Source organism: Halomonas sp. AOP7-E1-9, from assembly GCF_052376035.1.
Classification (GTDB): Bacteria; Pseudomonadota; Gammaproteobacteria; order Pseudomonadales; family Halomonadaceae; genus Vreelandella; species Vreelandella citrativorans.
The window spans coordinates 23811-45468 of the sequence record NZ_JBQSVC010000011.1 but is presented as its reverse complement, the minus strand read 5'-3'; the positions used below and the strand labels follow the sequence as shown (position 1 = coordinate 45468).

The 21658-nt window shown below is 54.0% G+C and carries 18 protein-coding genes and 1 pseudogene; 8 read left to right on the top strand and 11 right to left on the bottom strand.

Features of this window, described 5'->3' with window-relative positions; translation table 11 throughout:
- Positions 1-63: 63 nt before the first annotated feature.
- Positions 64-1704, top strand: a complete 1641-nt coding sequence (locus ACT3R4_RS08515; protein ID WP_441678452.1) for a L,D-transpeptidase family protein — start codon at positions 64-66, stop codon at positions 1702-1704.
- A 144-nt stretch (positions 1705-1848) separates the two neighbouring features.
- Here ACT3R4_RS08515 and ACT3R4_RS08510 read toward each other — a convergent pair whose 3' ends face one another.
- A complete protein-coding gene (locus tag ACT3R4_RS08510; RefSeq protein ID WP_441678450.1) occupies positions 1849-3519 on the bottom strand; it encodes a peptidoglycan DD-metalloendopeptidase family protein in 1671 nt (556 codons plus the stop codon).
- 731 nt (positions 3520-4250) lie between these two features.
- On the opposite strand from ACT3R4_RS08510, the gene ACT3R4_RS08505 reads away from it, so the two are divergent.
- Positions 4251-5171: a LysR family transcriptional regulator gene (locus ACT3R4_RS08505; protein WP_441678449.1), complete on the top strand. Its 921-nt coding sequence runs from the start codon at positions 4251-4253 to the stop codon at positions 5169-5171.
- Between the two features lie 84 nt (positions 5172-5255).
- The gene (locus tag ACT3R4_RS08500) at positions 5256-6257 is read left to right on the top strand and encodes a glutathione S-transferase family protein (RefSeq protein WP_172118033.1); all 1002 of its coding nucleotides are present in this window, start codon (positions 5256-5258) and stop codon (positions 6255-6257) included.
- Between the two features lie 90 nt (positions 6258-6347).
- Here the strand turns inward: ACT3R4_RS08500 and ACT3R4_RS08495 are convergent, their stop codons facing one another.
- Together ACT3R4_RS08495 and ACT3R4_RS08490 are read right to left on the bottom strand one after the other, a co-directional pair.
- Positions 6348-6830 (bottom strand): PRC-barrel domain-containing protein, encoded by a 483-nt coding sequence (locus ACT3R4_RS08495; protein ID WP_172118032.1) that lies wholly within the window; start codon positions 6828-6830, stop codon positions 6348-6350.
- A gap of 122 nt (positions 6831-6952) precedes the next feature.
- Complete coding sequence (locus tag ACT3R4_RS08490; RefSeq protein ID WP_087108335.1) at positions 6953-7150, bottom strand: CsbD family protein; 198 nt, start codon at positions 7148-7150, stop codon at positions 6953-6955.
- A 530-nt stretch (positions 7151-7680) separates the two neighbouring features.
- Between ACT3R4_RS08490 and ACT3R4_RS08485 the strand changes: the two genes are divergently transcribed.
- On the top strand, positions 7681-9405 hold the full coding sequence (locus tag ACT3R4_RS08485; RefSeq protein WP_172118031.1) for a DEAD/DEAH box helicase: 1725 nt from the start codon (positions 7681-7683) through the stop codon (positions 9403-9405).
- Between the two features lie 124 nt (positions 9406-9529).
- Positions 9530-10240, top strand: a complete 711-nt coding sequence (nfi, locus tag ACT3R4_RS08480) for a deoxyribonuclease V (RefSeq protein WP_192526694.1) — start codon at positions 9530-9532, stop codon at positions 10238-10240.
- A gap of 34 nt (positions 10241-10274) precedes the next feature.
- Here nfi and ACT3R4_RS08475 read toward each other — a convergent pair whose 3' ends face one another.
- Positions 10275-10991, bottom strand: a complete 717-nt coding sequence (locus ACT3R4_RS08475; protein WP_193053458.1) for a glutamine amidotransferase — start codon at positions 10989-10991, stop codon at positions 10275-10277.
- A gap of 167 nt (positions 10992-11158) precedes the next feature.
- On the opposite strand from ACT3R4_RS08475, the gene tpx reads away from it, so the two are divergent.
- On the top strand, positions 11159-11662 hold the full coding sequence (gene tpx / locus ACT3R4_RS08470) for a thiol peroxidase (RefSeq protein ID WP_441678446.1): 504 nt from the start codon (positions 11159-11161) through the stop codon (positions 11660-11662).
- Here tpx and ACT3R4_RS08465 read toward each other — a convergent pair.
- Together ACT3R4_RS08465 and ACT3R4_RS08460 are read right to left on the bottom strand one after the other, a co-directional pair.
- Positions 11652-12335: a gamma-glutamyl-gamma-aminobutyrate hydrolase family protein gene (locus ACT3R4_RS08465; RefSeq protein WP_087108347.1), complete on the bottom strand. Its 684-nt coding sequence runs from the start codon at positions 12333-12335 to the stop codon at positions 11652-11654. The genes tpx and ACT3R4_RS08465 overlap by 11 nt on opposite strands.
- Before the next feature lie 57 nt (positions 12336-12392).
- Entirely contained in the window at positions 12393-13397 is a 1005-nt protein-coding gene (locus tag ACT3R4_RS08460) for an amidoligase family protein (protein ID WP_441678444.1), read from the bottom strand.
- Positions 13398-13526: 129 nt separating this feature from the next.
- Between ACT3R4_RS08460 and ACT3R4_RS08455 the strand changes: the two are divergent.
- Positions 13527-15955, top strand: a pseudogene (locus ACT3R4_RS08455) (mechanosensitive ion channel family protein).
- Here ACT3R4_RS08455 and ACT3R4_RS08450 read toward each other — a convergent pair.
- On the bottom strand, positions 15890-16303 hold the full coding sequence (locus ACT3R4_RS08450; protein ID WP_441678442.1) for a hypothetical protein: 414 nt from the start codon (positions 16301-16303) through the stop codon (positions 15890-15892). The pseudogene ACT3R4_RS08455 and the gene ACT3R4_RS08450 overlap by 66 nt on opposite strands.
- A 52-nt stretch (positions 16304-16355) precedes the next feature.
- Complete coding sequence (locus tag ACT3R4_RS08445) at positions 16356-17426, bottom strand: DnaJ domain-containing protein (RefSeq protein ID WP_441678556.1); 1071 nt, start codon at positions 17424-17426, stop codon at positions 16356-16358.
- Between the two features lie 111 nt (positions 17427-17537).
- Here ACT3R4_RS08445 and ACT3R4_RS08440 point away from each other — a divergent pair, with 111 nt between their 5' ends.
- Positions 17538-18974 (top strand): hypothetical protein, encoded by a 1437-nt coding sequence (locus ACT3R4_RS08440; protein WP_193053998.1) that lies wholly within the window; start codon positions 17538-17540, stop codon positions 18972-18974.
- A gap of 150 nt (positions 18975-19124) precedes the next feature.
- On the opposite strand, the gene ACT3R4_RS08435 is transcribed toward ACT3R4_RS08440, so the two are convergent.
- The 3 genes from ACT3R4_RS08435 to deoD all read right to left on the bottom strand — a co-directional run bounded on the left by ACT3R4_RS08435 (position 19125) and on the right by deoD (position 21649).
- Positions 19125-20249, bottom strand: coding sequence for an aminotransferase class V-fold PLP-dependent enzyme (locus tag ACT3R4_RS08435; RefSeq protein WP_441678440.1), 1125 nt, complete (start codon positions 20247-20249; stop codon positions 19125-19127).
- A 206-nt stretch (positions 20250-20455) separates the two neighbouring features.
- Positions 20456-20863, bottom strand: a complete 408-nt coding sequence (gene cdd, locus ACT3R4_RS08430) for a cytidine deaminase (protein WP_018919042.1) — start codon at positions 20861-20863, stop codon at positions 20456-20458.
- 60 nt (positions 20864-20923) lie between these two features.
- Positions 20924-21649 carry a purine-nucleoside phosphorylase gene (gene deoD / locus ACT3R4_RS08425; protein WP_441678438.1) on the bottom strand — a complete coding sequence of 242 codons (726 nt, stop codon included), beginning with the start codon at positions 21647-21649 and terminating at the stop codon, positions 20924-20926.
- Positions 21650-21658: the final 9 nt, after the last annotated feature.

The window sequence follows — 21658 nt, the reverse complement described above, 5'->3', positions numbered from 1 at the left end:
AACGGCTATGATGAAAGTAAGCATGCCGCGAATGGGAATTCATAGTAACGCAAGGAGAGGGTGATGAACGAGATGCAGTCACTAAGACAATGGGCGATAGGGGCCGCTCTAGGTCTAGCACTGTCCCATATCCCTTTCGGTTTAACACCGGCGTATGCGGCCTCTGAGCCGCTTAAACAGGCACTTATACAGCGCTTGGCGGCTGAAGATCAGGCGTCGCTGCCGATCCGTGAATTTTATCAATTGCGTAATGAGCAGCTAGCCTGGCGCGAAGCTTCATCGGTTGAGGCGTTAGCCAATGCGCTTAACCTGCTTGAAAGTGATGGTTTGACCCCTAGTGACTACCGTGCCGATAGATTGTTGAGCGCTTTCCAGAGTAGCCAGAACGCTGGAGAGTCCGCTCAGGCCGCGTTTGATATTCAGGCAACGTCGTCGCTGTTGTTGGCGCTTGATCACCTGGAGCGTGGCAAGGTCAACCCGCGTGACGTTGAGCCGAATTGGGATGTCCCACGTCCTGAACGTCGCTATTCGCTGGCTCGCGTTGCTCAGGCCGTTGATGACCAGGCATTGGAGCGCGCTTTTGAGCTGGCTCGTCCAGCCTCAAGTGAGTATCAGCAGTTGCGAGAGGCGCTCAGCCGCTATCGTCAGATGGCCACGCTAGGCAGCACCCCGTATTTGCCGTCGCGCGAAGACTCGCTGCGCCCGGGTGATAGGGATGATGACGTAATCCTGCTGCGCCAACGCCTGGCGATGTGGGGAGAAGATGGCCTGGTCTCGGCAGACAGCAGCGCCTATCCCATGATTGGCGTTCAGGCGCCAGGCGGCGATAGACGCACCTTTGATACTGAACTCGAAATGGCCGTAAAACGCTTTCAGCGGCGCCATCAACTAACCGCCGATGGCGTCGTCGGCGATCGTACTCGCTTGGCGCTTAATGCACCTGCCGCCTCACGTGTTGATCAGTTGCGGGTTAATCTGGAGCGTGCTCGCTGGATAGGCCCCCAGCAGTCTAGTGAGCCGCGGGTCTGGGTAGATATCGCAGGCTACCAGTTGCACTATATTCGGCCAAACGGCCAGCAGTGGAATGCCCGGGTGGTCGTTGGGTCGCCGCGCCGTGAAACGCCTATTATTCACTCATCCATCAGCCACCTAACGATCAATCCCAGCTGGACGATTCCGCCTACCATCCTGCGTGAAGATGTTCTGCCCCGGATACGTCAGAACACCGACTATTTAGCCCAGCATAATATGCAGGTGATCAATATGTCCGGTGCGCAGCTAGACCCCGCCGAGGTCGATTGGCAACGCCCTGGGGGCGTTATGTTGCGCCAGGTAGCGGGGAGCAGTAACCCTTTGGGTCGGGTAGTGGTGCGCTTTCCCAATAATGACATGATCTATTTACACGACACGCCAGCACAGGGGCTTTTCCAGCGTGATCAACGGGCATTGAGCTCGGGCTGCGTACGCGTCGAAGGGGTGCGCGAATTTGCCCAAATGCTTTTGCAAGATAGTGGCAGTCGTTACCAGCTCAGCACGCTAATAAATAGTGGTGGCAGCGACCGTAATGTGAACTTGCCTCAGCGCATTCCTGTTGCACTACATTACTTGACCGCATGGCCCAACGCCCAAGGGGAAGTGGAGTTTCGCACGGATATCTACCGGCGCGATGCGTCACTATTGGCAGCGCTCCAGCGTTCTGTATGAACGTAGAGGGCAGGCCAGCGTGTAGATAGCGCAAGGTGCGTGGCTACCGTTCAGAGGGTAAAAACGACAATGCCGCCCTTGGGGGCGGCATTGTTATAGGGTGTTAAAGCTTGGATTACAAAACTTGGATTACAAAAACCTGGATTACTCAGTATCGCTTTCTGACTGGTAGCCCGCCACGCTAATCGTGCCGGTTTCGCCACTTTCAAGCGCAGCAAGCATCGGCTCGGCTTGGCGTTGGAAGGCAATTAGTGTGTCGCCGTTTAAGCCCATGTTTTCAGGAAGGTCTATCGTCATTGCATTAACGGGCGAGTTATTAACGATGACCTCGTAATGCAGGTGAGGGCCTGTACTGCGGCCAGTGTTACCCGAAAGCGCGATGCGCTCGCCCATGGTGACGCGTTGGCCCTGGCTTACCAACTGCCGGGACAAGTGCAGGTAGCGCGTACGATAGCCATTGTCATGGCGGATAATAATATAGCGGCCTGCGGCTGGATGGTTGGCAATTTTCTCAACACGGCCATTGGCGGGGGCAGTCACCGGCGTACCAATAGGCATTGCAAAGTCAGTACCGTTGTGCGGGCTGATCCGACCCGTTACTGGATGTTTACGACGTGGATTGAAGCCGGAGCTAAGGCGGTAACTGCCGTCAAAGGGATAGCGTGCAAAAGAGGGGTCCAGGCTATTGCCTTCGGGCGTATAGAAGTTATTGTCGGTGGCATTACGTACGACAGTGAGGTCCATGCGCTCCCCGGCATACTTTACTGCTAGTACGCGGGAGCCTAGCGTTTCTCCATCAATCATGTCGGACTCAACCAGCACCTGGAATTGGTCGCCACGGCGACTGTCCCGGCGGAAATCAAGTTTCTTCTCTAGCAAGTGAGTAAGCTCGGTAACCGAGCTACTGCTCAAACCTGCTGCTTGAGCTGAGCGGGCGAAACTACCGCTAACACTACCCGCAAAAAGGCGTTGAACCGGCTCACCCTGTCGCTCAATAGACGTAATGGCGAAATTGTCAGTGTCGCTTTCTATTAATACCCCGTCGCGCATGTTTTTCATCATGCGAAGCGCGAGCAGGCGGCCGCCCTCGTCTAGCTGGTAGTCGAAGCTGTGGCCTGCACGCCAGTTTGTCAGCATTCGAGATTCTGGCATGTCATCCAGCAGTGCCAGTACTTCGCTATAGCCTAGCCCCAGCTCATCTTGTGCCAGAACGGCAAAGGTTTCACCTGGCTCAACAAGGTGGGTCTTCCATTCAGGGACATAGGGCTCTTCAGCAGCCAGTTCCAACTCAAGAAAAGAGACGTCATCGAACAGATCAATGCCGTAATCTTCATAAGAAGTAGCATCTGCGATTTCGACAGAGGAAGATGGATCGATATCGAGCATGCCGCTTGAAAGTGTGCCTACGACAACCGCCATATGCAGCGCGCCGTTATCGATTGCACTGTGGGTGAGTAATGCACTGGGGGGCTGGTGTTCTGCTACCGCCGCATCCGCACTGGAGATAAGATCAAGATCAACGATTTCTGTTGCCGCTAAATCGCTAAGGGGGATATGTTCGCGGGTGGCATCAATGGCCCTTGAGGCGCGATTGATGGCATCAGCAACCGGCGTTCGTTCCTGACCAAGGGAAGGAAGACCTGGCGCTGAATCGCTGGGAAGCGGTACTAACACGCTTTCAAGCGGTGTATGGGGTTGGTTTAAATCGTGATACGTTGTAATTAATTTTTGTGCGCCCAGCACAGTGACCATTGTAGCCACAGGTAACAGTAACAACTTATGCGTGCGGGGCAGCGAATGAAGGATTCGCAACATGGGTAAATAGACCGCCGAGTTCGTGATCGAAAACGAATATGAAAGTAAACAAACCCCGGAACCATACCCCATGGAGCAAAAGGTGCATAGACTGTATATCTATACATAAAAGATACTTTTGCTATATGAGCATAAGTAAATGGCAGATATCACTGTTTGTGAACACTGTTTGCTAACAAAGGTAAATAAAAGCTTGGATAAAGTGAGTCGGCTAGCTTTGCGCATCGCATGCTTCAGACCTGAAAAACATGAGAATTATTAACCTAACCATAGACAGGTAGGGAGTAGTGTAAAGAATTTATAGAGGCTGGGAGGGTCGAGTAAGTAAGATCTAATAGGAATTGTTGTTATTATTGTTTAAAAACAAGTGCTTAAATTTTTATTAATGTTAGTTAAGAGTTTTTGAGTTGGACGAAGATGATACCGTTAGCCATGGGTACTGTCTGTCAGACTTAAGCCGGGGTTGATCTTGACGTGTTTTTTTGTAACAAAAAGTTAATTGCAGATTTTTTGAGTGTTTTTAACGTGCTTAGGCTAACGGCTGATAGGCTGATAGGCTGATGGATTCGCATGGATGCGCTTGGCGTTGCTGTTCCTAGGAGGCTGTATTGTGCCGGATGGCGCAAATAAGCGCTGAATAAGCGGTACTTTTTATTGATTACTGGCATTCTAGTGAGATTTTTTCGAAGATTAAGCGGACTGTATCGCTGTATAGCATCGAGGAAATCGAAATGTCCCGGGTAACACTTGCGCAATGGCAAATGCTGGCAGCCGTGGTAGACCATGGAGGATTTGCGCGTGCAGCGGAAGCGATCCATAAAAGCCCCTCTACGTTGAACCATGCCGTTCATAAGCTGGAAGAGCAGTTAGGTGTTCAGGTGCTTGAGCCGGTTGGGCGTCAGGTTCGCTTGACGGAAGCCGGTGAATTACTGCTGCGTCGCGCACGTCAATTGGTAGAAAGCGCAGCCTCTTTAGAAGATGTGGCGTCAAGGCTGGCGGCAGGCTTGGAAGCTGAAATTATCGTGGCAATCGAGCAGATATTCCCTGCGGCGGTCCAGGCGAAGGCGCTAGAGCGCTTCTCGGAAGAGTACCCACAAGTACGCGTGCAGCTACATGAGAGCGTGCTCCACGGTGGAATTGAAATGCTCTATGACGGCCGTGCAGACCTCGTGGTTTCGGGTATATCGGCGCAGGGTTTTTTAGGCGAGCCTCTGGTGCTCGTTCGCTTTATTGCGGTTGCCCATCCGGATCATGCCCTACACCAGTTGGGGCGATCACTGGACCTCCGCGATCTGGCGCAGCATCGCCAGTTGGTGGTTCGTGACTCAGCCTTGCGTCAGCCTTTGGATGCAGGGTGGTTAAAGGCCGAGCAGCGTTGGACGGTAGGTCATTTGAACACCTCTCTGGATATGTTAAAGCGTGGCCTGGGGTTCGCTTGGATGCCTGAATCCCATATTACAGAAGAGCTAGCGCGTGGCGAGTTAAAGCCGCTACCGCTTCCGGCGGGTGGCATACGTGAAGTACCTGTTCAGATGATTTTTCGGGATCGTGATCGTGCGGGGCCTGCCGCTCATGCCATGGCTGCTGCGTTAAAGCAGGCGGTCGACGAACTCTATTCTCATGGTTCGATTATCTCGAATGAAACACCGTAAAACATCCGCTTGAGCATCTGTGCACCGGGGGTATGCTGAAGGTAGCGTCGTCAGATACTTATTACCCCCTTTAGGAGATGCCTTATGGGCTTGCTTGTTAATGGTGAATGGCACGACCAGTGGTACGACACGAAAAAGAGCGGCGGTGAATTTGTCCGTGAGTCTGCTCAGCTGCGTGATTGGGTCGGCGATCAACCGGAAACTGACGGGGCCTGCTATCCCGCTGAAAAGGACCGCTACCATCTATACGTTTCGTTAGCCTGCCCTTGGGCGCACCGCATCCTCATAATGCGTAAGCTAAAAGGGCTGGAGTCGTTGATAGGTGAGTCGCATGTGAGCCCTTTGATGCTAAATAAAGGGTGGACCTATGAGCAGAATGAAGGCTCAAGCGGTGATGCCGTTAACGGCGTTGATTACCACTATCAGCTATACACCATGACTAACCCCACCTATACCGGTCGGGTAACGGTCCCGGTGCTCTGGGATAAAAAGCGAAGTGCCATCGTTAATAATGAGTCGGCCGACTTGTTACGTATATTGAATGTCGCGTTTGATGATCTTACTGGCAACCATTTGGATTTTTATCCGGAGGATTTGCGCGAACAGATCGACCAAGTGAATGCCGATGTCTATGACCATATTAACAACGGCGTTTACAAGACCGGTTTTGCCACCGAGCAGAATGTGTATGAAAAGCATGTTCATGCGCTGTTTGAAGCACTAGAGCGTGTGGAAAAACGTTTGGGTAACCAGCGTTATCTGGCGGGTGAGTGGCTAACAGAAGCGGATATCCGCCTGTTTACGACGCTGATTCGTTTTGATGCCGTGTATTACGGCCATTTCAAGTGTAATTTCAAGCGTATTGAAGACTTTCCCAATTTGTCCAATTATGTGCGCGAAATCTACCAATGGCCGGGGGTGGCTGAAACGATTGATATGGGCCATATAAAACGTCACTACTACTACAGCCACGATACGATTAACCCAACACGTATTGTACCTGCTGGGCCGCTGCTTGACTTTGAACGCCCCCATGATCGAGAGCGCCTGCCAGGGCGTGGGGTACGTTCTAAGCAGAGCGCTTAGGCAGCTTGTTCAGCGCAGCCGGCCGCTGCAAACCAGAAGACCGCCGAAAAGGCGGTCTTCTGTTATTACGTTAGCTGATGATGGACGGTGTTAATCGTGATTTGATATGGCTTCACGTGTTGATTGCCAAGCGCTTTGTGCGCCATCGCGGGTAGTCTCCCACGCATCACGAGCATTTACTTTCGTTTGTTCCCACCAGTCATGGTTGTAGGTCGGAAATTCTTCAACTTCTTCGTGGGTTGCATCAAGAATAATGCGGTGCTCGGTATCCCCGTCGCTCTCAGTGTGGGTTTCAAGCGAGAAGTAGTCAGTGCCTACAACGATCTCACGACCACCAAGGCCTAATACGGCGCCACTCTCAATGACCAGCGCATTGATACGCATCTCTTCATCGAACAGGATATTATCGACTTCACCGATCTCATCGCCGGACCCGTTGTTGAAGTAGACGTCAGCGTCAAGGATATCTTTGGCGGAGTACATGCCTTGGGGCTCTTCTGACGCTTGCACTCCGAAGGCCAGGCTGCCTAACAGGGCGGTACCGATAGCGGTGGTTAACATTGTCTTACGCATAGCTTCTCTCCATGTGGCTAAAATACAGAATGGTCAACATTGGCTGCCCATTCATCGCTAGTCGCCAATAACTTGCAACGTTTGACTAAAACAGAAGTGAGTAGGCTTATGACGCTGACGGGTTATAGCGTGTTGGCCCAATCATCAGCACGTCTTTCAGCTTCTTCACGCGTCAGACCATATTTTTGCTGAAGCTTGCCCACTAGCTGATCTTTCCTGCCACCAATCTGATCAAGCTCATCATCGGTGAAGTCGCCCCAGCTAGTGCGTGCTTTACCTTTCATTTCCGTCCACTTGCCTTCAATTTGATCCCAGTTCATACATCACTCCTTGAATTGCTGAACGTGTTGAGGCATCTAATTAAGTTAGACGATATTTACACAAGTGCAAATGATGATGTTTGTTTTGGGTGAAGTAAAAAAGGTGTAGTAAAAAGGCTGGTCATTCATTATTTGAGGTGTTAGGATGCGCGCTCCTCGCATGTGTTGACCCCTCCATCACGACGATAAGCGATGTCTACGTAGTTTTATATTTGATGCGTAGCAAGGCTTGCGGGAACATCTCGCTGATTGCAGATGTTCATTGCTGTGAAGATGGCGCGCCTCCAGCATTTCACCAAACGGGTGAAATCGGCGCAGAAGGTCGCCACAGCGGTTGGCCCTTTGAGAATATATAGGTTTGCCAACCGTATGCCAGGTGCGACCGGCGTCTCCGACTCCACTGATGACATTATCCGCTTATTGACGGAACCTGTTTTTCGATGCTGCTTTTTAGCGCAACATCGTTGTCAGAGTCAGAGACGCTTACGATGCTCTTTTGCCGGTACTGCCGGCCTACCAAGGTGTGATTAATGACCTCGACTTCTGTCGCCTCGCCGAGCTTCGGCGATCTGGCTCTATTGCCTGCCGTTCTGTCTGCTGTTGAAGCACAGGGCTATGTAACCCCTTCACCTATCCAGGCGCAAACTATTCCTGCGTTGCTGGAAGGTCGCGATATGCTGGGCCAAGCACAAACCGGTACCGGTAAAACCGCAGCATTTGCTTTACCGTTATTGTCACGACTGGATCTTCAGCGTCGTGCTCCTCAAGTATTAGTCATGGCCCCAACCCGCGAGCTTGCTCAGCAGGTTGCAGCCTCATTTAGTAAGTATGGTCAAAACCTGCAGGGCCTTGAAGTGGCCATCCTGTGTGGTGGCCAAGAGTACCGTGAACAGTTAGGCGCGCTGAAGCGCGGTGCCCAGGTTGTTGTTGGCACCCCCGGCCGTATTATTGATCACCTGGACCGTGGCAGCTTGAAGCTGGACGGCCTGTCAGCACTCGTATTAGACGAAGCTGATGAAATGCTGCGCATGGGCTTTATCGACGACGTAAAACGCGTGGTCGCCGATACCCCGAAAGATGCACAGCGTGTGTTCTTCTCGGCCACACTGCCGACTGAAATTGAGCGCATTGTTAACCGCTATCTGGTTGACCCGGTAAAAGTGGCGATTGAGTCGCGCACGACCACTGGCGAAAACATTGAGCAGCGCATTGTACGCGTTGACGGCGGTGCCAAGCTTGAAGCGCTGGCGCGTATTCTTGAAGTCGAGCCGGTCGATGCCGCTATTGTCTTCGTACGTACTCGTGCCGCTTGTACTACCCTGGTTGAGCAACTGACGGCTCGTGGCGTCAACGCCGCTGGTCTGTCCGGTGACCTGGACCAAAGCCTGCGCGAGCGTACGATTACTCGCCTGAAGCGTAGCAAGGTCGACGTATTGATTGCGACTGACGTTGCTGCCCGTGGTCTTGACGTGCCGCGCATTACGCACGTTATCAACTACGATCTTCCGCAAGATGCAGAAGCGTATACGCACCGTATCGGCCGTACTGGTCGTGCTGGTCGTAGCGGCATCGCGATTACCTTTGCTGGTTTCCGTGAAGGCCGTAAAGTAGGTTGGATGGAGCAGGCAACTGGTCAGAAAATGGCCGAAATGCCGCTGCCTGACGAAGCTGCTATTCGCGCTCACCGTGACGAAGTGTTCCACCACCGTGTGGTGGCAGCGCTTACCAAAGGTGCCGAAGAGCAGCAGGCACTGGTAGAGCGTCTGGTAGAAGAAGGTCATGACGCTATTCAACTGGCCTGCGCCTTTGCTGCCATGGCTCGTGCTGATGAAGCGCCGATTGGCCGCTTGCAAGCGCCGCGTAAAGAGCGTGCCCCGCGTGAAGGTGGCAGTGCCAAGCCTGGTGCTCGCCGTGAGCGTGGCGAACGTGGTGAGCGTCCGCGCGCACCTAGCGAAGGCATGACTCGCTACCGTGTATCCGTTGGCCATAAAGACGGCGTTAAGCCAGGCCAGCTGGTTGGCGCGTTGGCGAATGAAGGCGGCATTGAAGGTGCGCGTATCGGTCGTATCGATATCCGTAACGCCTTCTCAGTGGTTGAGCTGCCTAGCGGTCTGCCTTCCACTATTCTGACCAAGATGGCCCGTGCTCGTGTCGCCGGTCGTCCGTTGGAAATCAGCGAAGACCGTGCGCCTGAGCGTGCTCCGCGCCGTCGTCGTGATGATGGCGATGCGCCGATCCGTCGCCGCGAAGCGTAATCGCTTAAGCATGCGATAGCGGTATTAACCGCGCCTAAAATGCCCTCGTACCGGTTTCCGGTGCGGGGGCATTTTTTTGCTACGCTAAAAGATGACACGCCAAAAAAGCGACAGGGAGTCGACAGTGAAAGCAGCCTTGCATGAATGGAACCTGGCGCCTAAAGAGGCTATCGCGCTTCAGAAAGAGCTTGCTACACGGTTAGAGTCTGATGACCGTATTGCGCCGGTAACGCACATCGCCGGGATGGATATTGGCTTTGAAGACAACGGAGATACCACGCGGGCAGCCGTGGTGGTGCTCAAGTGGGACCCACAAACAGCACCTGACTTAACGCTTGTTGAGCACGTTGTTCATCGTGAGCCGACGCGAATGCCGTATATTCCAGGACTGCTCTCTTTTCGCGAAATACCGGCGGCTCTGGGCGCCTTTGAGCAGCTCAATATACTGCCCGAATTAATCATGGTGGATGGACAAGGGATCGCCCACCCCAGAAGGCTCGGGATCGCCGCGCACTTGGGGTTGTGGCTGGACCTGCCTACCATCGGCGTTGCCAAATCACGCCTTTACGGCAAGCACGATGAGGTAGGCGAGGTACGTGGGGACTGGGTGCCACTGCGAGCCGGTAACGAGACGATTGGCGCCGTACTGCGCTCGCGTGACAAGGTGAAGCCGGTATTTGTCTCGCCTGGCCACCGAATTAGTCTTGAAACATCGCTTGATTGGGTAATGCGTTGCCTGGGGCGTACCAAGTTGCCAGAGCCTACCCGCTTGGCCGACAGGTTGGCTTCAAGGCGCGACCAGCATGTCAAAAAGCCACAGAATTTGCTGTTTTAAGATGTCTGGCCCACGTGACCATGTGATGAGCGTTTTATAAAAGCGTGATAAAGCGCTTGAGTAAGCTTGTAGCCTCCTGTGTTTCAACCACCTGAGCGGCAATTGCCTCTGCGTCTTGTTGCTGTTCAAGCAGCACTTCGCGCTGATGCGCTATATAAGCGCGCATGACAGGTACAGTGAACTCAGGGTGAAACTGCACGCTCCACTGGCGCGGTCCGTAACGCAGTGCCTGGTGCGCATCGTGGGAATTACAGGCCAGCACCTGGGTATTGGAAGGCAACCCTAACACAGACTGCGCATGGGTCAGGTGGGCCATGAAATGTGCGGGTAACTGGCTAAACAGGGGGTCTTGAAGGCCCGCATCCGTCAGCGTAACGCTATGCGTACCCAGCTCACGCCCCTTGGGATGGAAGTCGCTGACACCTCCAAAAGCCGCTGCCATTAACTGATGGCCGTAGCAAACGCCTAACATGGGAATGTCCGCTTGAAGCGCCTCCTGTAGCCAGGGTTTTAAGCGTTCGCTCCAGGGCTCTTGGTGGCTCACCATGCTGTGGGAGCCAGTAATGAGAATGCCTGCCAGCGCGTTTAGCGGTAGCGGCGAAGACTCCGTTCGGGCGTCCCATACGCGAAGTGTTAAATGCTCAGGCAGCGTATCGTTTAGCTGTTGCCCAAAGAGGGTTTCAAAGTCACCGTGCTGTTCGGCAACGTCAGAAAATGCATCGCCGGTTTTAATAATGACGACAGAGGCCATATTGATTCCTGTGAAAAAAGGCAGCCTGGTGCGCACACTGTTGATGCGAGCACCAGGGGGATAAAGCATGTCATTATGCGACAGGGCGAATAGGATGTAACCGCCATTCAGTGAGTAACGCCAATAATGAGCGATCCTGCTCATTAAGCTTTAATAAGGAGATGACAATGCAACACGTGACGCGTGCCGGTGAACCGATGGATGTGGCCGGGGTAATACCTTCCGTTGATCAAACCGCGCCAGAGATGGTATTAACCGATGGCAATCTTCAAGACGTAACGCTGGACACCTACGCAGGCAAGCGGAAAGTCCTCAATATTATTCCCAGCGTCGATACGCCGACCTGCGCCATGTCGACACGGCATTTTAATGAGCTTGCCTCTAATTTGGACGATACCGTGGTGTTGGTGGTGTCGGCTGATCTGCCATTTGCCGCTCAGCGATTTTGCGGTGCGGAAGGATTGGATAACGTTAAAACGCTTTCCACCTTCCGCCATCCCGAGTTTTTAGAGGCCTGGGGTGTCGCGCTGCGTAATAACCCTATGGAGGGCTTATGTGCACGTGCTGTGGTGGTGCTGGATATCGATAATCGCGTACTGCATAGCGAGCTGGTCAGCGAAATTAAAAATGAACCGAACTACGATGCGGCACTGGCCGTACTTACGGCGTAGCTGACTGCTGACAACGTTTAGCGGCCTCCAGCAGCGCACTAATCAGGCGTTGCTGGGGTCGGTTAAATATCAGCCATTCGGGATGCCATTGAACCCCGATTAAAAAATCATGTTCGCGCGATTCGATGCCTTGCACCAGGCCGTCACGGTCACGCGCGACAATCTCTATCCCTTGGCCCGCTTGGTTAACGGCCTGATGATGAAGGCTATTTACCCGGCACCAGGTGACGCCGAGTAATTGATACAGTTGGCTTGCACCCACAATATCGACCGTCTTACGGGGAAGTACCGTGCGCCGACGTTTTAAGCCTTCGTGGGTGGTGTAAATATCGGGGTCCAGCGTGCCGCCTAAATGCACGTTGATTAATTGCGCACCTCGGCAAATACCCAAAACGGGTGTGTTTAAGGGAATGAATCGTTCAAGTAAGGCAAGTTCCAGAGCGTCGCGTGCTGGGTCAAGGCGTACATCCAGCTGGAGCTCACCGCCGTAGAGGGTCGCCTGAATATCATCGCCACCGCCAATAATTAACCCATCCAGATACGCTGGCAACGGGCGGGAAGGGGATAGCCGTAAGGGTTTTCCGCCATGCCGCCATACGGCAAACCAGTCAAACCACCAGGCAAGGTGGCTTTTATAATCCGAGGTGGTAATTCCAATAAGCGGCCGTTGCATTCAGATAAGTTCTCTTGAGTCGTCAAAATAGCCGTGCTGCTGACATGGAGCGCTGCCTTAACGGCGCATCCATGTTTTCAGTTTGTCTTTTAAGCGCATCATGAACGGTCGATTTTGCTTGGCTATATATTCATCACAGCGTGCTTGAAGAAGCCGAGTGTCCGCCGCGAGCTTTTCCACTTCAACCCAGCGATTCCATTCCACTACCGCCCCCCAGTCTGGCTGAGAGAGCTGTGCATTGGGCAAGCGGTAATGAAACGTGGGGCGCGGCTTTATAAGTTTGGTATGCAGCAGCGCGCGAGGATGCTCTGGACACAGATACGCAAATAACGGCAGTAGATCAAACTCACGATTTCGCGTGGCGTTATAGTGCAGGTAATCGTTAATAAACGATGCAAGGTCTGGCTGGTAGCGACTATCCAGCACCTTTAAGGCGTACTCCTTGGGGAAAGGATTAGCATGGGGCAACACTTCACGAGTGATATCCACTTTGATCTCATCGCGAAGCCAATGGGCCAGCAAGAGATAAGCACGCAGCATCGCCAGCAGGTAGTCAACGTCCAGGCGCGCTACCTCCAAATTAAGGTGTAAACCAAAACCATACAGCAGGCTAGCATCAGTGCCTTTTGCACCCTGGTCGCGTAATGCTTGAAAAATAGTATCCAGCTCTTCAAGTTCATTCCACGGCACCGGCGGACAAATAAGCTCGGTGGGCACCAGGCCTGTTACCATGTCGCCAATAAATTCGCGGGTCTTTTGGTGAAATTCCAGACGGCGCTGGTGCCGATGCCGTTCCCATTCGCTATCCTGGTTGGCCTGCTCTTCAAGCAATGCCTGATCGGGGTGGGCATACTGGGTATCAAGCTCAATGCCAAATACACCCCAGCGGGTTCCCTCAACCAGTAGCCGGTGGGGGCTTACCACGTTAAGCTCACCTTTAAACAGATCGCGGACCACTAATGCAGTGTCGTGGGGTGGCAAGCCGGCAAATTCGATCTCAATGCCCACACGGCGTACCTTACCGTCGCTATTTAACCGGTTCGGGGGAGCTTGCAGCGTCATCTCGGCATCCTGTGAGGTGAACGTTTAGACTATCAGCCTATCATAGTCGCGCAGATAGGCTGAGCGGATTCCGGGAGGCGAGAGGGAGTAGGCGCGGTGTCATTTTTGAGTCCATTTTAGGAGCATGGTGTGCGACAGCACTGGATAATTAACACTGCCATTTACATTGCGTTAACGGTACTGGTCAGCGTAATGGCGGCTCAGGTTCAGGCCCAGGTCGTCTCGCTTTCCGGTTTAAGTGGAAATGAGCCGAACCAGGAAGAAGAGGTCAGCAGTGATGAATTCCAACGCTCGCTGAATGATGTTATCGCCATGCTCGACAATGAAGAGCAGCGTACGGCGCTGCTTAACTCGCTGCGCGAGCTACAGGTAACAACGGATGCTACTCAAGAGGAAGGCATCGTACGCCAAGGGCTGCTGGGCGCGCTTGCCGACACGCTAACGGATCTCGGTGAGCAGGCCCAGGCAGGCAACTCACCGATTGATGAGTGGTCACGGCAACTGGTGCAAGGGGCCGCTGATCTGCGTGCCTTAAATGCTGGCACGGACCGCGGGCAGGCGATCCGTGAAGTTGTTGACGGCGCAGTGATGGGGATTATCTGGGTCACGCTGCTGGTACTGATGATTGCCTTTGGCCGCTTGGTTGCGACGCGCCGAGAGTGGCCCCTGGATTTGCCTCGTGACCCCAAGGCGTGGCTGCTGGCGGCGCATTTTCTACGCCGCATGCTGCCTTGGGCACTGGCCTTTGCGATTATCCTGGGCATTGCCCAACTGCTGCCCTACAGCCCAGGGCGCACGGTGGTGTTGGTTATTGCGTATGTCTGCCTGTTTGGGCGTGCGTTATCGGTAGTGTTCGAGACCGTCATTGCCTTCTTTAGTCGAGGGCACCGCTTTACCGCTGTGCAGCTGTTGCAGCAGCAGGCACTGCGTGGGCTGTTTGTGATCGGGGCGTTGATCGCTTTGGGCGATGCGGTAAATTCAGCACGCTTGGTGGATCTACTGGGGACCGAACTCTCAAGCCTTGTCTCGATGTTGTCCAATATGCTGGCCGCGCTGCTGGCTGCGCGCTTTATTATCAAGTTCAAGCAGCCAGTACGCCATCTCATTTGTAATCGGCCCTATAAGCAGCGCCGGGAGGCCAGCACGGCCGTTGAGATGGTTCGTACCCTGGGCGGCTTATGGCATATCCCGGCACTGCTACTGGTGGGCGGCTCGTTATTGGCGATTTTTATCACCGTGGGCGATGTCGGGACCGCGCTGGCACGTTCGATAATTTCTGCGAGCTTGCTGGTACTTACCCTGGTGGTTACCGGGTTGATACGCCGTCAATCCGAGCGCTTGAGTAAGCGTCGTCGTCGGCGCTTTAGCCAGTACCGAAAACGCCTCGAGCGCTTTGGGTTTGTGTTGGCGCATATCTGTTCATGGATGGTATTTGCTGAACTCTCCATGCAAGTGTGGGGAGGATCGCTGTTTGGGCTAGGTCAAGAAGCGGTGGCCAGTACGCGTATCGGCCAAGCGCTGGTTAGCCTTGGGGCGACAATTTTGTTGGCATGGCTGGTGTGGATATTTGCCGACACGGCCATCCAGCGGGCGCTGACTTCCTCGGGCCGCGCTCGCGGTCGGCGGGTTAACCAGGCGCGGGCGCAAACCATCACGCCGATGATTCGCAACGTAATCTTTGTCGCCATTTTGATTATCGCGTTTATTGTCGGGCTGGCTAACCTGGGGGTGAACGTGACACCGCTGCTGGCGGGTGCCGGTGTGATCGGTTTGGCGATAGGCTTTGGCGCACAGACGTTGGTTCAGGATTTGATTACCGGCATCTTTATTCTGATTGAAGATTCGTTGGCGGTAGATGATTTTGTGCGCATCAACAACCATATGGGGACGGTAGAAGGGCTGACTCTGCGTACCGTGCGGTTACGCGACCTGGATGGCGTGGTACATATTATTACCTTTAGTCGTATTGAATCGATCCACAATATGTCGCGTCAGTTTGGTATTGCGCTAATGCGGATACGCATTCCCTATGACATGAAAATTGATGATGCCATTACGCTAATGCAGGAAACCGCCCTGGAGCTGCGCAATGACCCGATGATGCGTCATTACATCTGGTCGCCGCTTGAAATGCAGGGGGTCCAGGGATTTGAAGAGGGCTGCCCTATCTTGCGCATGCGCTTTCGGACCGCTCCTGAAATGCAGTGGGATGTTTCGCGGGCCTTTAATCTACTGCTTAAGCAACGGATGGAAGCGCAGTCCATCGATTTGGGTGTGCCGCGTCTAAGTGTCAGCATGGAAGCGCGCTCAGAAGACCATATGGAGCCGACCGGAGGCACCGACCTATCGCTTGATAATGGGGAAGCTACAACGGGTGAGCACGAGGCCAATAAAAAGCCTGCACCGCCCAGGCCCGCCCCGCAGCCTACTCAAGCAGAGATAGAGCGTGATGAGGGGAGGACGTATCGCGGCTCACCTTAAGCCGCAATCGTCTAGCTCAAGGTGAGCCCCAGCGCAATCCCCAGGCCTGTACCGAGGGTGAAAATCGCAATGAGTAGCCAAGCGCCGCGTAAGCCACGCCAACGGTTGTAGAGTTTTACGACGTGGCTGACGCGGTCGACCAATTTATCGTGACGGGAAACTATCTCGTCAGGCGGTACTGAAAAATCGTTGGCAACATCATCCTGCCAATGGGCGCCGTGGGTTAGCCCAAGCTGAGTACGCAGCTGCCCAATGTCGCTCAGCGTGGCGTGCAGCTTATCGTAGTCTGCACGCCGCTTGGCGACGGCGAATGCGGCTTCCGCATCCTGGCGCAAAGCGCTGTTGGGGCAGCGAGCAACGGCTTGCTGTAGCTCTTCATCGTTTGCTTGGGGTGGAACGTTAAGGCGTTGGTACAAATCCCGCATAGGTGCATTGTTCTTTTAGGGTTGGAGGTTAACACCAGAGAGTGTGCCTATTTTACCGATAGGTTTGCATCAAGTAATCATAGGCGCTTTTTATACGTTGAAAACGTGCTGAAGCAAGGGCAATTTGATGTTCACTTTGGGTATAGAAGCGATCCGGATGGTGTAGCTGTGCCATGCGCCGGTAGGCACGGCGCACTTCTGCTTGGGTAACGCCAGGTGATAATTCCAGTACCGCCAAAGCGCGGGTGGTGCGATCAGGTGGCGGCGGTGTGGACGAGCGCTGTTGATGGCTGTGCTGATAGCCGTTCTGATAGCCCTGGCGTGAACCCTGCTGTGAGCCTTTTTGTGAACCGCTTTTCGAGTGTTGTTGCTGGCGTTTTGCGCGCTCACGCTCCTCTTTTTTGCGCCGAGCATGTTCCTGCTGCTGTCGAGCCTTTTCGTTGCGCGCTTGGTCTTTACGCGCTTTGTCGTCACGAGACTTGTCGCTGCGGGCTCTCTCACGTTCGGCCTTTTCCTGGGCTTTCGAATGCGCGCGTTGGGCCTCTTCTTCCTGGCGCCTTTTTTCCTGCTGTTCGGCTTTTTCCTGCGCTTCGCGGGCCTGGCGGGCAGCCTCTTCAGCCTTGCGTGCTTGCTGCGCGTAATAGTCAGCGTCATGGACACGCCAATAGGCGTCGCGGCTGGGATCTTCCGGCAGAGCGAGCGCGCGTCCTGTAAGCTCTTTAAATAGCGTGCCAAGTGTTGTGGGCAGCACATTGAGCAAATCTGCCACGAACCGCAATATATAATGGTTCGACAGAGAAAGGTCGCCATTGTCGGTTGCCACTGTGATGGCTTGATGCATGACGCCAAGGCTATGCTCTTCGGAGCACTCCTTGCGAATGACTTCAGCGGCAAGCTGAATAGCCTTGAGGTCGCGCTGCCGCGCAATATGCATGACTGGCGCCAGTTCATGCCCATGACGAAAGTGCGCACACACCTGGGCCAAACGGCGTCGCCGTTGACCTTCTGAAACGTGTTGGCGGTGTACCAATATCCAGGCCAACAGCAGTAGCTTTGCCGTATCCACTTGGCTGCGGCTTTGCAGTAGCAGCAGCTCAAAGGGGGAGAAACGGGCAATGGGCATTCCCAGGCTCCAAAGGGTAAAAGTAAACCATTCCCGCACGAAGCGGACCACCATGACAATTGGTGTCATGGTATATCATCGCTCAAGGCAATGAAGTAGGAGATTGACCAGGTGATTAACGTCGAGCGTAAAAATAGCTACCAGCTACGCCTTACACGGCGGCTCAAGGAAGAGACATCGCATAGGCTTGACGTCTATCTTTTTGTACCTGGCGAGCTGGGTTTAAATGCTCACGTCATCTCGGAAGAGGCATTTTATCACTCATCCATTAGTGTCTCGCGGACGTACTATAGCGATGCCTACCACCTGCCGCTAGTGCATAGCCGGCTCGCCAGCCGTAATCAGTTGGGCAGCGAATCCTACCGATTAAGCTTAAGTCTTTATGCGTATCAGTATGTGACTGCCATGGAGCGGACGACTCAAAAAATGCTGGTCCGTGAGCGCAAACTGCGTAGCGAACGGCAAAAAGAGTCCAGCGATGTGCAGACGCTAAGAGAAGAGCTGTGTGAGCAACTGAATGAAATGCAGAAGCTCAGCGAAAGCATTTTAAGGAAGATGCGCCGCAATCAACCCACGGATGAGCGTTTATACAAATATTTTGCCAATATTGATAACTATCTCTCCTGGTTTACTGAGCAGCAGCTGCTTTCACTAGTGGCCTATATGCCAAGAGGTGGCGAGTTTAGTGATATCAAGCGCCAGTTTATCAATGTGTGCGAACGTGAAAGTGAGTATCGACGCGAACAGAAGTACAACTCAGAGCGTGTGATGGAAGACCCGACACGCATGTCGAATAAAATGCGCTTGCTACGACGCTTGATTGAATATCCGATTACCTTGAAGCAGGAGGCGCTGGAGTTAGGCGGCGGTGAGCAAAAAGCTGTAAAAGCGTTGGCAACCGCACTGGTAATGGCCTGTGTCACGCTGGGAGTATTGCGCGTACGCGAAGTCGTTGGCGATATTACGGCGCTGTTTGTGCTTGCCATGGCGCTGCTGTATGCCTTGCGTGAAGTGTTTAAGGACGACCTGCGCAATACGCTTTGGCGCCTGCTGCGTCGGGGGCGGCCAAAATGGCGTCGCCAATATGTTGACCCCACGCGTAATGCACTGGTGGGGCGTCAGCTTGAATGGTTTGATTACAAGCGCTACACCGCCCTGAATGAAGACATCAAACAGATGCGAAGACGGACCGTGGCTGAGCGGGAAGAGGATGTGCTGCATTACCGCTCCAGTTCGCGTATGTCGCCCACGCGGTTTTTGAGTGGTTACGAGCATACGCGAGAGACGCTGTATATTGATCTCTTGATGCTGACCCGCTTAATGAGCAAAGAGAAGCATCATATCTTTCGGTTAAAAGATGGCCAGGCCGTACGTGAAAGCGTTGAACGGCGCCATTTGTTCAACCTGGTGGTGCGCGAAACCGGCAGTGAAGATGCCCCTTACCTGGCGCGTTGGAAGGTGGTGGTTAGTCGTTCGGGCATTGTCGATGTCGAAAAAGTTGCTGAAAGTGGCGTCTCAGAAGGCACATCCAGTGAGCTCAGCCCTTGAAGCCATTTCTTAAACTCAGTTCTTAATTCAGCCCTTACATACGGCCTCTGTGCATCGAGTGCCAGCCAGCTGCAAGCGATTCACTCAGAGGCGCCCGAAAAGACGCCTCTGAGCGGATATAGTCAGCGTTAAGCAATGTGTAACGGCTGATTAATTGAACGAATTAAGGGCCTTTTCCAGGTTGTCCACGCTGCGTTTAGTGTGATGCAGTTTATCCAGCCCAAACAGGCCGATACGAAAGGTCTGGAAGTTATCACCTTCATCGCACATTAAGGGCACACCGCCCGCCACTTGAACGCTTGCTTGGGCAAACTTGCCGACAAGCCCGGCATCGTCGGTGTAGCTGACCACGACACCTGGCGCTTCGAAGCCTTCAGCGGCAACGCTGATAAACCCGTGGCGTGCGAGCATGTCCCGAACGCCCTGACCAATGGCCTGCTGCTCTTGCTTCACCTTGGCAAAGCCGTATTCACGAGTCTCCTGCATGATATCGCGCAGCTGGCGCAAGGCATCCGTTGGCATGGTGGCGTGGTAGGCATGCCCACCGTTTTCGTAGGCCTGCATGATCGCGTGCCATTTGGCTAAATCGCAGGCAAAGCTATTGCTTTGCGTTTCGCTTAAGCGCTGTGTGGCGCGCTCAGAAAGCATGACCATGGCGCAGCAGGGCGAGCCGCTCCAGCCTTTTTGCGGTGCGCTGACCACCACATCGATGCCCAAATCCTGCATATCCACCCACAGGGTGCCTGCGGCAATGGCGTCCAGCACAAACAGGCCACCCACCTCACGCGTCGCTTGCGCCACGGTACGAATATAGTCATCGGGCAGCAGTAGACCCGCAGAGGTTTCTACCTGGGGGGCAAACACCACAGCGGGTTTTTCCTGGCGGATACGCTCAGCGGCTTCTTCCGCAGGTACAGGCATAAACGGCGACTGCGGGTCATCAGCCGTCACGCGGCGTGCTTTGAGTACCGCGTGTTGGTCGGTTAAACGGCCCATCTCGATAATCTGCGTCCAGCGGTAGCTGAACCAGCCGTTACGAATCACTAGGGTTTTCTGATCCAGGGCGAACTGACGTGCGACCGCTTCCATGCCAAACGTCCCGCTACCGGGAACAATGGCCGTTGCATGGGCGTTATAGACCTCTTTCAGCGTGGTCGAAATATCGCGCATGACGCCTTGAAACTGCTGCGACATGTGATTGAGCGAACGGTCGGTATACACCACCGAGTATTCAAGCAGTCCGGTGGGATCAACGTTGGGCAGTAGGGCCGCCATGGCGTTCTCCTTGATAAGTAAGCGTGCGAGATAAAGTGCCTTACAGGGTTTGGGGAATTAGAGCCCGAGGAAATAGAGTACGAGGAATTGTTAGGCGAGGCCAGTGCTGGCAGTGTGGTTCGCAAGGCAATAAAAAACCGCCGTCATGAAGACGGCGGCAGAGTGACAACCAGCCTGATGCGGCTAACCGCAGTAATGAATGCGGCCTAGCGTTGAGGCAATTGCTCGGGGCCAAAGGCGTCCGGCAGTAATGTTTCCATGGTGTAGGTTTTGAGCACCTCGCCCTGGCGGGAGATAACCATGATTTGCGTATCGGGGGTAGCGAACTCACGAATACGCTGACGGCAATCCCCACAGGGCGTGCACAGGTGCTCGCCTGGCCCCATTACATACACCTTGGCAAGCTCGCGCTGGCCAGCGGTTACCATCGCGCTAATGGCCGATGCTTCCGCACAAAGCCCCTTGTAGTGAGCGACTTCGACGTTAGCGCCTACGAACTGCTGGCCGTCCGGGCACTCCATGATGGATGCCACCGGGTGGTCGGAGTAAGGGACATAGGCATTATTCAATGCATCAAGCAGCGTGTTGACCAGCGCAGAGTCTGCTTGGCTCATAGATGATTCCTCGGTTTAACCCACTTAGGCATTGTGAACCACTTGGGCATTGTGACCCACTTAGGCGTTGGCGGCGTCATCACGCAGGACGGTATCCAGCGCGATGATCATCATATCGTTGAACGTCGTTTGACGATCGGCGCTGGAGAGCGCTTCACCTTTCAAAATATGATCCGATACGGTGCAGATGGTCAGCGCGCGGGCACCGAACTCGGCGGCAACGCCGTAAAGGCCAGCCGCTTCCATCTCAACGCCTACAATGCCGTAGCGCTTCATCAGCTCGGCCATATCGGTCTGCGGGTTGTAAAACAGATCGGCGGAGAAAATGTTACCCACTTTCACTGGCACGTGTTGCGCTTTGGCGGCGGCCACGGCGTGGCTTGTCAGCTCAAAATCCGCAATCGCGGCAAAGTCGTGGTCGTTAAAGCGCATGCGGTTCACCTTGGAGTCCGTGCACGCACCCATGCCGATCACCACATCACGAACGTTAACGTCGTCGCGTACCGCGCCGCAGGAGCCTACTCGAATAATCGACTTAACGCCGTAATCGGTAATCAGCTCTTTGGCATAGATGGACACTGATGGAATACCCATGCCGTGGCCCATCACGGAAATTTTGCGGCCTTTATAGGTGCCGGTATAGCCCAGCATGCCACGCACGTCGTTCACCTGACGCACGTCATCAAGGTAAGTTTCGGCAATGTACTTGGCGCGCAGCGGGTCGCCGGGCATCAACACCGTATCCGCGAAATCACCCTGTTCAGCATTAATATGCGGAGTAGCCATGTGGTTTCC